The sequence below is a fragment of the Polaribacter sp. Asnod1-A03 genome, from assembly GCF_045063585.1.
Taxonomy (GTDB): domain Bacteria; phylum Bacteroidota; class Bacteroidia; order Flavobacteriales; family Flavobacteriaceae; genus Polaribacter.
In genome coordinates this window covers 2,231,971-2,244,523 of the sequence record NZ_JBEFOE010000009.1, presented here as the reverse complement: position 1 = coordinate 2,244,523, position 12,553 = coordinate 2,231,971, and the positions used below count along the sequence as shown (strand labels likewise).

The window sequence follows — 12,553 nt, the reverse complement described above, 5'->3', positions numbered from 1 at the left end:
ATTGATAAAAATAGACTTTAAGAAATATAAGAAATGATGTATTCATATTTTGTAATCAAGATAAATTTAGAACCTTATTCTAAAATTTTAATTTTGATAAAATTATTCTTGATTTACATCAGAAAGTTAAAATGTAAGATAAAAAAGAGAAAATACTTTATCGACTAAAATAGAAAAGCTACACTATTTCTCTACACAGAAAAATAATGTAGCTTAAAATCACAAACTACTAATTCCCTTTTTTATAATCTTCTAAAAATTTTGCCAAACCACTATCTGTTAATGGATGTTTTAATAATCCTGTAATTGAAGACAATGGCCCTGTCATTACATCAGAACCTAATTTTGCACAATTAATTACGTGCATAGTATTTCTTACAGAAGCTGCTAAAATTTGCGTTTTAAAATTGTAGTTATCATAAATCGTTCTTATTTCATCAATCAAGTTTAAACCATCTGTAGAAATATCATCTAATCTTCCTAAAAAAGGAGACACATAAGTAGCTCCTGCTTTTGCTGCTAGTAAAGCTTGACCTGCAGAAAAAACTAATGTTAAATTAGTTTTAATTCCTTTATCAGAAAAATACTTACAGGCTTTTACGCCATCTGCAATCATTGGTAATTTTACCACAATTTGAGGATGTAAAGCAGCTAATTCTTCACCTTGTTTTACCATTCCTTCAAAATCGGTCGCAATTACCTCAGCAGAAACATCACCTTCTACAATTTCACAAATTTTTTGATAGTGATTTAAAATATTTTCTGCTCCTGTAACTCCTTCTTTTGCCATTAAAGACGGATTGGTTGTTACACCGTCTAAAACACCTAAAGCTTGCGCTTCTTTAATTTGATCTAAATTTGCTGTATCAATAAAAAATTTCATTGGATTCTATTTTTAAACTGTTTTTAAATATGCTAATACTTGTTGACTGACTTTTGCTCCTGTAAAACCAAATTTATCATCCAACACGGTTGCTGGTGCAGAATATCCAAAATGATCTAAACCAAACACTTTTCCTGCATCACCCACTAAACCTTCTAAGTTTACGGGTAAACCTGCAGTTAAGCCGAATAATGGTTTGTTTTTAGGAATAATACTTTGTTGATATTCTTTAGATTGTAATCTGAATAAACCTTCGGAAATTACCGAAGCAATATTTACTTTTAAGTTATTTTCTGATTCTAAAATTTCTGCAGCGACTACTAATGTTGCTACTTCAGATCCGTTGGCTATTAATACAACATCTGGGTTTTCGACTTGTTTTACCAAATACCCACCTTTTTCTGCTGCTAAAGCCTCTTGATATCTTGAACCCCCTTTTGTTGGTAAATCTTTAATGCCTTGTCTTGATAAAATTAAACCGGTTGGTGTATTTTTATTTTCTAAAGCCATTTTCCAAGCTACACTGGTTTCTGCAGAATCTGCAGGACGTAAAGCTAAGAAACTCGGATTTCCACTATGATTCTTTAATTTTTCTAACAATCTTATTTGCGCCTCTTGTTCTATAGGTTGATGTGTTGGCCCATCTTCTCCTACTCTAAAAGCATCATGCGTCCATACATATTTCACGCCCAATTCTTGAATTCCGCTTAAACGAATCGCTGGTTTCATATAATCTGAAAACACAAAGAAAGTTGCTACAACAGGAATAATTCCACCATGTAAAGCAATTCCGTTTGCAATACAAGACATCGTTAATTCTGCAACACCTGCTTGTAAAAATGAGCCACTAAAATCTCCTTTTTTTAGTGCGTGAGTTTTCTTTAAAAATCCGTCTGTTTTATCAGAATTTGATAAATCTGCAGAAGAAACAATCATGTTTTCTACATTTTCAGCCAAATAGCCTAATATTTCAGAAGAAGCTGCTCTTGTTGCCAATCCTGCTTTATGCTCAATTCCTTCAAAATCTAATTCTGGTAATTCTCCTGATAAGAAGAAATCTAATTTTGTCGCTAATTCAGGATTTGCTGCTCTCCAAATAGAAATATCTACTTTCTTACTTTTAGCTTCTTCAATTTTTCTTTCTAATAATTCTTTATAAAAAACACTTACATCTTCATAAATATCAAAAGGACTTTCCGGATTTGCGCCTAAATTTAATAAGGTTTTTGCATAATCTGCTCCTGTTGCTCCAATAGGCTGACCGTGTAATTCACATTCACCTTCAAAAATTGAATCATCTGCAGAAACACATCCTTTACCCATGATGGTTTTACCAATAATTAAGGTTGGTTTTTCAGTTTCGTTATTTGCATCTGTTAGTGCTTTTCTTATTTCATCATGATTGTGTGCATCAATAATAACCACATTCCAGCCCCAAGAATTGTATTTCATCTCGGTATCTTCTGACGTTACTTCGTCTGTAGAAGTTGACAACTGAATATCATTAGAATCATAAAACATTATAAAATTACTCAAACCTAAATGACCTGCAATTCTTCCTGCTCCTTGCGATATTTCTTCTTGTACACCTCCATCAGAAATAAAACCATAAATTTTATGATTCATCCAACTACCAAAGCGAGCTTGTAAAAATTTAGCGGCAATTGCAGCACCAACTCCCATGGTATGACCTTGCCCTAAAGGTCCCGAAGTATTTTCTATTCCTCTAGCAACATCAACTTCTGGATGACCTGGAGTGATTGACCCCCATTGTCTAAAATTGGCAACATCCTTTTTTTCATAACTTTCTAAAAGATAGTATTGCGCATACATTAGGGTTGATAAATGGCCTGCATCCATAAAAAAACGATCTCTAAATGCCCAAGTCATATCCGAAGGATCATAATTAAAAAACTCTGAATATAAGATGTGCATAAAATCCGCACCTCCCATTGGACCTCCTGGATGACCCGATTTTGCTTTTTCTACCATTGCAACAGCCAAAGCTCTTATATTGTCTGCTGCTTGTTGGTCTATTTTCTTGTTCATTTTTTACTTATTTATAAATAAACCCAATCGAGAAAGTGTACAATCAATTGGGTTTAAAATTATTTTTATCACTGATGATTGTATTCTTATTTTTTCCAAAGACTTTCCATCTCCTCTAAAGTTTTTCCTTTAGTTTCTGGCACGTATTTTTTAATGAATAACATAGCCAAAATACTCATGACACCGTAAACCCAGTATGCAAATCCATGATTAAATAAACTGGTTAAATATGAATTATCATTCATCATCGGGAAAGTTAAAGACACCAAGTAATTAGAAATCCATTGTGCTGCAACTGCAATTGCCAAGGCTTTACCTCTAATTTTATTCGGAAAAATTTCTGCTAATAAAACCCAAGCAACCGGCCCCCAACTCATGGCAAAACTAGCTACATACAACATCATGCAAAACAATGCCAAATAGCCTGTTGCACCAGCAAAAAAGACAAACCCTAAAGAAAGCATTGCAATTGCCATCCCTAAAGCTCCAATAATCATTAATGGTTTTCTACCGTATTTGTCTACGGTTTTTACTGCAACTATGGTAAATAAGAAGTTTACAATACCAACAATAATAGTCATTAATAAAGCACTATCTGTACCCGAAGAAATGGTTTTAAAAATTTCTGGCGCATAGTACAACACAACATTTATACCTACAAATTGCTGAAAAACAGATATTAAAACACCAATTATAATTACTCCCAAACCGAAAGACAAAAGTTTCCCTGATGTTTTCTCTCCTGTAGAAGCTTTTATTTCTGTTAAAATTCTACTTCCTTCTTGTTCTCCGTTTACTTTTATTAAAACATTTAATGCTTCTTCTGGTTTATTTCTTAATACTAAAGAACGTGGCGTATCTGGTACAAAAAATAAAAGGCCTAAAAACAAACCTGCCGGAATTACCTCTGAAGCAAACATCCAACGCCAACCAATTTCATTCAACCAAGCATCAGAACCACCACTTCTCGATATGAAATAGTTTACAAAATAAACCACCATAAAACCACCTACAATGGCTAATTGATTAAAAGAAACCAATTTACCTCTGCTATCTGCCGGTGCAATTTCTGCAATATATAAAGGAGATAACATAGATGCTAAACCAACCCCAATACCTCCTATGATTCTATACACAATAAATATTGATGAAAAACTATGATCTAATTCTCCAATGGGTGCAATAAACATTTCTGGCATTGCAGAACCTAAAGCAGAAATTAAAAATAGAACTGCTGCTAAAATCAATCCCTTTTTTCTTCCTAACTTTTTACTAACGAGCCCTCCAAACATTCCACCAATAATACATCCTATTAAAGCACTAGAAACTAGAAAGCCTTTAAATGCACTTGCTGCGGTCTCTGATAACCCTTTGGGGATTACAAAAAAACTATTTAAAGAACCTACGGTTCCTGAAATTACACCTGTATCATACCCAAATAATAAACCACCTAATGTGGCTACTAGGGTGAGTTTTAAAAGGTACCCTGAATTTGTTGATTTTGCCATTATATTTTTAGTTAATTGTTTTATACTACCTCTGCTAAAATGTAGTTTACATAAAGATTTATTGAAAATAAGCCCCTTAGATTTCACCTCTAAAAGGCTTATTACTATTATATATATTGATTGATAATATTCTCGAACAATTCTTGTTTACCACTTTGTAAACTTAATTCGCCATTTTCTTGTGCTATTTTATACAAGTCTGAAAGTTCTAATTTTCCTGCTTCAAAATCTTTTCCTTTTCCTGCATCAAAAGAACTATATCTTTTTTCTCTTAAAGCGTTGTAAGAAGAAGAAGTTCTAATTTTATCTGCCGTAATTAAAGCTCTTGCAAACGTATCTGCTCCACCAATGTGTGCATGAAAAACATCTTCTAAATCTGTTGAGTTTCTTCTGATTTTTGCATCAAAATTAACTCCACCTCCTTGTAAACCTCCAGCAGCTAAAAACACTAACATTGCTTCTGTAGTTTCTTGAATGTTGTTAGGGAATTGATCTGTATCCCAACCATTTTGATAATCTCCTCTGTTGGCATCAATACTACCTAACATCCCTGCTTTAGCCGCAACTGCTAATTCATGTTGCATGGTATGTTGTGCTAAAGTGGCATGATTTACCTCAATATTCATTTTAAAATCTTTATCTAATCCATATTCTTTTAAAAAACCAATAGCAGTTGCAGAATCAAAATCATATTGATGTTTCATTGGTTCCATTGGTTTTGGTTCTATAAAGAAAGTTCCTTTAAAACCTTGTGCTCTCGCATAATCTCTTGCCATAGTTAAAAATTGCCCCATATGGTCTAATTCTCTGCCTAAATCTGTGTTTAATAAAGACATATAACCTTCTCTTCCTCCCCAAAAAACGTAATTTTCTCCGCCTAATTTAATAGTTGCGTCTAAAGCCAATTTTACTTGACCACCTGCTCTTGCCACAACATTAAAATCTGGGTTTGTAGAAGCTCCGTTCATATAACGTGGGTTTGAAAAACAATTTGCTGTTCCCCATAATAATTTCACACCACTTTCTACCTGTTTCTTTTTTAGATAATCTGTAATAGTATCTAACCTTTTTTCTGATTCTGCAAAAGTTGCGCCTTCTTGTACTAAATCATAATCATGAAAACAGTAATAATCGAAGCCCATTTTGTTGATAAACTCAAAAGCCGCATCTGCTTTGTCTTTTGCTGCTTGCATTGGATCTGAAGCTTGATCCCAAGCAAAACTTTGTGTTCCTGGTCCAAAAGGGTCTCCTCCTTGTCCACAGAATGTATGCCAATATGCAATGGCAAATTTAAAATGCTCTCGCATGGTTTTACCTGCAACTACTTGCTCTGGATTGTAGTATTTAAATGCTAATGGATTGTCTGATTCTTTTCCTTCGAATTTAATCTTATCAATTCCTTTAAAATATTCTTTATTTGCCATTATATATTATTTATTTTAATTGTTATATTTATTTTCTAAGTCGTTTTTCCATAATTTATAAGCATTTTCATATACTTCTTTATTACTTAATGGATGGTAGGTTAATACTTGTTCATTATCAGAAAATGCTTCTTCTAAAGTTTTAAAATCTTTATTTGCAACACCAGCAGCTCTAGCCGCACCAATGGCACCCGTAGTATCTATGATATTTATTTCTGTTTGAATAAGAGTTGCTATGGTTTTTGAAAAAATTTCTGAACGAAATAAATTATCATTACCTGCTTTCATTCCTGATAAGTTTACTCCATCATTTTTTAAAATGTCAATACCATACACAAAAGCAAAAGCAATCCCTTCTAAAGCTGCTCTATACAAATGTTCTTTTTTATGTTTGTTAAAATTCAAGTTTAAAATAGCAGCTCCATTATTAGCATTATTTAACATACGTTCTGCTCCATTACCAAAAGGCACAATTCTTAGGCCATCTGAACCAACGGGAACTTGAGAAGCCAATTCATTCATATCATTATAAGAATCTGTTGGCGCTAAATTATTTTTCATCCAACTATATTGAATTCCCGCTCCGTTAATATTTAAAAGTTTTCCAATTCTTGGAGTTTTTTCTGTATAATTAACATGCGCAAAATTGTTTATTCTAATACTTTCTTTAGAATCTGTTTTATCTGTAACTGCATACACAACGCCACTTGTACCCCCAGTTGCAGCAATCTCACCAGGGTGTAATACATTTAATGACAAAGCATTATTCGGTTGATCTCCCGCTCTATATAAAACCGGAATTCCTTGTGGCAAACCTGTTTCTTCTGCAGCTTGTTTACTTACTCTACCTTGATTGAAAAATGTGGGAAGAATTGTAGGAATTAAATCGGTATTGATTCCCATATAGTCAAACAACCATTCTGCGGGTTTGTTTTCTTTAAAATCCCACATCATTCCTTCGGATAAACCAGAAATAGTAGTCGTTGCTTCTCCTGTTAATCTTAATGCTATAAAATCTCCAGGAAGTAATAGTTTATGAATTTTCTTAAAGGTTTCTGGCTCATTTTCCTTTACCCATTTTAATTTAGAAAGTGTAAAGTTACCCGGTGAATTTAATAGGTTAGCAACACATTTGTCTTTACCTACCCCAATAAAGGCTTCGTTACCAATAGAAACGGCTCTACTATCGCACCAAATGATGGAGGGCCTTAATACTTTGTGATTTTCATCTACAATAACCAAACCGTGCATTTGATAAGCAATACCAATTCCTTTTATTTTGTTTGATAAAATACCTGTTTGCTTTAATAACTTTTGCGTTACTTTACCTATGTTTTTCCACCAAATTTCTGGGTCTTGTTCTGCCCAACCTGTTTCTAAAGCTAGAATAGCCATTTCCTTTTCGGGGTAATTAGTAACGCCTGCAGACCTTCCTGTTTTAGCATCAATTAAAGCTGCTTTAACTGATGAACTTCCTAAATCGTAACCTATATAATAATACATAACTTATAATGATTCTCTTAAAATTAATTTTGTGGGTATATATTGTTTGAGCTCTTTTTCTTCTGTAACAAATTCTGCAGCTCTTGTGCCCAATGCTCTAAAATCTGTAGAAACTACGGTAATCCCTTTGTAGATAAATTTTTTCATAGGAGTTTCGTTATAAGAAAGTATGCCTACTTCTTTTCCTGGTTCTAAATTATTATCCTTACACTTTTCTAAAAATAGACCTAAAAAACGATCGCTTGTACTTATATATGCATACTCTTTTTGAATCTTAAAATCTTTTAAATCTCTAATCGTCTTACTTTCAATATTAAAATCTCTGCAAAATCTTATAAAAAATTCTAAAGTTTCTTTTGGGTGATCTGAGTAATTAGGGTAAACAAAAACAAGTTCTTTGTATTTTTTAAACAGATGAAGGCTCTCTTTTAAAACATTATAAAAAGCATTACCAAAATCTTGAAAAACATAATTATTAGTAGGTCTAGCATAAATGTTCCAATCAATTAATAAGAGTTTGTCATTAGGAATCTTAGTTAGAATATTTGGAATACTTTCATTTTCAAAGTTCATTATTACATACTTGTAATATTTACCAATACTATTGTTAACTATGGTTTTAAAATTATCGATATTGTAATGATGAAATTGAAGATCTACAATGATATTATTTGATATATTATTCACAAAAGAATGATACAACACCTCTTTATATGCTTTAAAAGTGTCCAATACTAGTAACACCCTTTTTGTTTCATTGGCTACATAATACCCTTTATTGGGTACTGATTCTATCACTCCGTTTTCTTTTAAAATTGAATAGGCTTTAAATACCGTATCCCTTGATAATGCATTTGCTTTACAAATTTTATTCACAGAAGGCAAAACATCTCCTCTCTGTAATACATTTTCTGCTATGGCATTATTAATCGCATTTACCAATTGTTGATATTTGGGAATATCACTTTCATGATGAATATCGAAGAAAGTTTCATTTTTACCTATACTGTTCTGTTCCATTCTGTAAATTTAAAAAACAAAGATGATAAAACAAACTATTTTCTACTTTTTAAAAATTAATTCACACTTATAAAACACCAAAATATAACAACTACACAATATTTAAGTATTTATTTTAATAAATAAATAATTTAAACTCACTTATCAACTGATTTCATAAATTTATATTTCATAAATTTTATCTTTATAATTAAGAAAAGTAAGCTTAAAATCTTGGTGTATTTCAAATACAAGTATAATAACTATTATCAATTCTCTAAATAACTTATAATTCAAACACTATAAAATATTGTTCTTTTGATAAATATATAGAGGATTTTAATTCTCGTAATCAAAAAAAGAGATGGACTGGTTATTATAGCCAATTTTATATGTACATTCTTTTATTTATCAACTTTTATATTTATTACAAGGTATTTTTTAAGAGATATTATTAAGACTGGTATTTTAGATCCTTAATAAAAATCAAAAGAATTCTTATTTATTGGTAATAATCAAACCTTATTAAAGTATTTATTCAATATACCTTATAGATTTAAAAAAGTAACTATTTAACTATAAGAACTTTAATACAAAAACCACAACACTCTTCTATTAATTATCTATAGAAACAAATTTTCTTCTGTTTTAAAAAGAAAAAATAGACTCTTTTTAAAGATTAAATAAATATGTATAATTTTAAGTTAAAAAAAGATTACATTCATTGTATTTTTAATAAAAAAAAAGAATAAAAAAACCATATTAATGATTTAACAGGGAGAAAATTATTAAATGAACGATATTTTATGAGGTTTGAATATTAATTTATAACCTCTTCTTTTAATAATTTTTAACATTGTTTAACGATTTGGACACAAACAAATCAATGAAACATAATTAACTAAAAAAATAATTTTATGACTAAACTAAGACAATGTCAGATGAATCTGAAAATTTTTGCAAGTTTATTTTGGATAGTGGGCTTTGTATTTTGCGGCTCTTTTGCAGAATTGCACGCAGCCACTCCAACTTATTCTATAGATAACAATCAAAATAGAACAATAACCGGACAAGTTTTAGCGGCAGACGACAATTCTCCTCTACCTGGTGTTAATATCATAGTAGAAGGTAAATCTATTGGGGCAACTACTGATTTTGATGGACAATATAGTATTAATGTACCGGAAGGAGCAACCTTAGTATTCTCTTATTTAGGCTTTGTCACTAAAAAAGTTCTTGTAGGTAATAAAAATGTTATTAACGTATCATTAGTATACGACTCTACGACTTTAGATGAAATCGTTGTAGTTGGATTCGGTACTGCTAAAAAAGAAACATTATCTGGTTCTGTAGCTCAAGTAAAAGGAGATGAAATTCTTAGAAGTAAAGGTACTTCTAATGCAGCTTTAGCCTTACAAGGAGAAGTTGCTGGTGTCGTTGTTACACGTACCTCATCTCGTCCTGGTAACGATGGATCTAGTATTCAAATTAGAGGAGATATTTCTGTAAATAATATTAGCCCTCTTATTTTATTAGATGGTTTAGAAATTCCTCAATGGCAACTTGCCACCATTAATGCGAATGATATAGAAAGTTATTCTGTTTTAAAAGATGGTGCAGCCGCAATATTTGGTACCAAAGCAGCCGGTGGTGTTATTTTGGTAACCACTAAAAAAGGTAAAAGTGGTAAAATGAAAGTAGATTACAAAAGTGAAGTTCAATTTAATATACCAGGAGACATGCCGGTTGCTGGTATACAAGAATGGGCAGATATTTGGTTATTAGCAGGAGCAAATGATACTTTTGAATATCAAGATGTAAATGGAGGCACGCAACAATCTACAGCTACCTATCGTTTTTTTACGGAAGATGAAACTAGATTAATCTCTAACGGAACTTTCCCTATGGTACCAGAATCTTATATTTGGTGGGATGGTAAAGAACACCGTTTTGCAGATGCAAACCAATACGATGCTGTTTATGGTACCACTGTTTCAGAAAGACATAACTTGTCTCTATCTGGAGGAAATGAGAATACTACTTATAGAACTTCTTTTGGTTATGCTAACGAACGTTCTCCTATTAAATTTGTTTATGATGGTGTAAAACGTTATAATTTTAGAACAAATTTAACACATAAAGTAAACGATTTAATTAAGACAGAATTTAATGTTTCTTATGATAATCGAGTGGTTAATGAACCAACGCAAGGTGTAGGTGACGGAGTACAAGATATGTATGTTTTTCCTTTATACAACGATCAAGGTCAATACTATGATATCTTTGGAGGAAACAACTTATTAGCGAAATTAGATGAAGGTGGTAGAACTATTAATACGGAACAAATATTTAGATTAGGAGGTAAAATAACTTTAGATTTAGATAAATTTGTAAAAGGTTTAAACTTTTCTTACTTCGGTAATATGAGTTCTCGTAATGGTCATAAAATGACAAGAAATACTTCTATTACAATGTATGATTGGGAAGGTAATGTATCATACACACCAACTACATTAGCTAGTTCTGGCGTTAAATATGAAGATTCTGATCGTTTTTTCCAAAATCATGTATTTCAAGGAAACTATAACTTCTCTATCGACAAACACAACTTTGGTATTTTAGCAGGTATGACTGCAGAACAAGATCAACGTAATAATTATAGTATGTCTAGAACTAATATGTTATCTGATGAATTAGATGATATTAGTACAGGAGACATCACAACGCAAACTACAGACGGATCTAGTTATGCTGTTGGGTTGATGTCTTACATTGGTAAATTTAATTATGATTATGATGGAATTTATTTATTAGAACTTTTAGGACGTAGAGATGGATCTTCTCGTTTACACCCAGATTATAGATGGGCAAATTTCTTTAGTGGTTCTACAGGTATAAATCTTCATAAATTAAAGTTTATTGAAAATTTAAATTTCTTTGATAATTTAAAAATACGTGCATCTTATGGTGAAACAGGTTCTGTAACAGGTATTGGAGCCTATGATTATTTATCTAGTATTGGAACGGGTTCTACAATATTTGGAGCAGACCCTTCATTAGCAAATACTTCTTGGATTAGTGGTTTAACAACTACAGAACGTTCTTGGGAACGTGTTCAAAACACCAATTTTGGTTTAGATTTTACATTTTTAGACAGAAGGTTAAGTGGTTCTTTAGATATTTTTCATAGAGAAAATAACGACATGTTAGTTTCTGTAACCTATCCTCAATTATTAGGAGCAGGAGCCCCTAAAACAAATAGTGGGAATTTTAAAAGTGATGGTTTTGAATTCGGTTTAAACTGGAAAGATAACATTGGTGAATTGAAGTATAATCTAGGTGTAATGTTTTGGGATAGTAGAAGTGAAGTTTCTAAAATGGAAGGATCAACTGCAATCTCTTATGGTGTAAATGGTGTTGTTGAAGGCAAACCTTTAAATGCAATCTACACATATAAAACAGATGGATTGCTACAAAATGAAAGCGAAGTATTAGAATATTACAACCAAGTAGGTTTTGACAATACCTCTAACCAAGCAGTTATGAAGTCTGGAACATTATTACCTGCATATACAAGTGCTAACCGTTTAACACCTGGTAGTGTAAGACGTGTAGATGCAGATGGTGATGGTAAAATAACTACAGATGACCTTGTATATTATGGAGATGCTAGTGCACACAATAATTATAGTTTTAGACTTGGTTTAGAGTATAAAGGATTTGATTTTAGCGCATTTTTTCAAGGTGTAGGACAACAATACATTGTTAGAGACGGTGCTTTGGCCTACCCTATGAGAAGTTGGTGGACCAACCAAAACCCTACCTACCTTACTTCTTCATGGACACCAACAAATACTGGTGCTTCTAACCCTGCTATCTCTTATAACGGATCTAGAAATAATTGGAATTATAGACATATTAACGATATAAACGTTATTAAAGCATCTTATTTACGTGCTAAAATATTGTCTTTAGGATATAGTTTACCTTCTAATTTAATTGATAAAATAGGAGTAGATAGGTTACGTTTATCAGTTACAGGAAATGATTTATTTGTAATAGATAACATTAAAGATGGTTTTGATCCAGAAAAAGGAAGTGCAGCCAGTCAAGGAGCAACAGTTCCTTATACTTCTACGATGTTGTTTGGCTTAGAACTTTCATTTTAATAATTAATTAATATATAG

The 12,553-nt window shown here is 31.8% G+C and carries 7 protein-coding genes; 1 reads left to right on the top strand and 6 read right to left on the bottom strand.

The window, feature by feature from the left end:
* Positions 1-229 precede the first annotated feature (229 nt).
* From fsa to ACJJVY_RS10265, 6 genes are all read right to left on the bottom strand, one after another.
* Positions 230-883 carry a fructose-6-phosphate aldolase gene (gene fsa, locus ACJJVY_RS10290; RefSeq protein WP_405607850.1) on the bottom strand — a complete coding sequence of 218 codons (654 nt, stop codon included), beginning with the start codon at positions 881-883 and terminating at the stop codon, positions 230-232.
* Between the two features lie 12 nt (positions 884-895).
* Positions 896-2,932 (bottom strand): transketolase family protein, encoded by a 2,037-nt coding sequence (locus tag ACJJVY_RS10285; protein WP_405607847.1) that lies wholly within the window; start codon positions 2,930-2,932, stop codon positions 896-898.
* A gap of 86 nt (positions 2,933-3,018) precedes the next feature.
* Positions 3,019-4,440: a D-xylose transporter XylE gene (gene xylE, locus ACJJVY_RS10280; protein ID WP_405607844.1), complete on the bottom strand. Its 1,422-nt coding sequence runs from the start codon at positions 4,438-4,440 to the stop codon at positions 3,019-3,021.
* 107 nt (positions 4,441-4,547) lie between these two features.
* A complete protein-coding gene (gene xylA / locus ACJJVY_RS10275; protein ID WP_405607841.1) occupies positions 4,548-5,864 on the bottom strand; it encodes a xylose isomerase in 1,317 nt (438 codons plus the stop codon).
* Between the two features lie 15 nt (positions 5,865-5,879).
* Positions 5,880-7,367, bottom strand: coding sequence for a xylulokinase (locus ACJJVY_RS10270; RefSeq protein WP_405607838.1), 1,488 nt, complete (start codon positions 7,365-7,367; stop codon positions 5,880-5,882).
* 3 nt (positions 7,368-7,370) lie between these two features.
* A complete protein-coding gene (locus tag ACJJVY_RS10265; RefSeq protein ID WP_405607835.1) occupies positions 7,371-8,387 on the bottom strand; it encodes a GntR family transcriptional regulator in 1,017 nt (338 codons plus the stop codon).
* Between the two features lie 896 nt (positions 8,388-9,283).
* Between ACJJVY_RS10265 and ACJJVY_RS10260 the strand changes: the two genes are divergently transcribed.
* Complete coding sequence (locus ACJJVY_RS10260) at positions 9,284-12,535, top strand: SusC/RagA family TonB-linked outer membrane protein (RefSeq protein ID WP_405607832.1); 3,252 nt, start codon at positions 9,284-9,286, stop codon at positions 12,533-12,535.
* Positions 12,536-12,553: the final 18 nt, after the last annotated feature.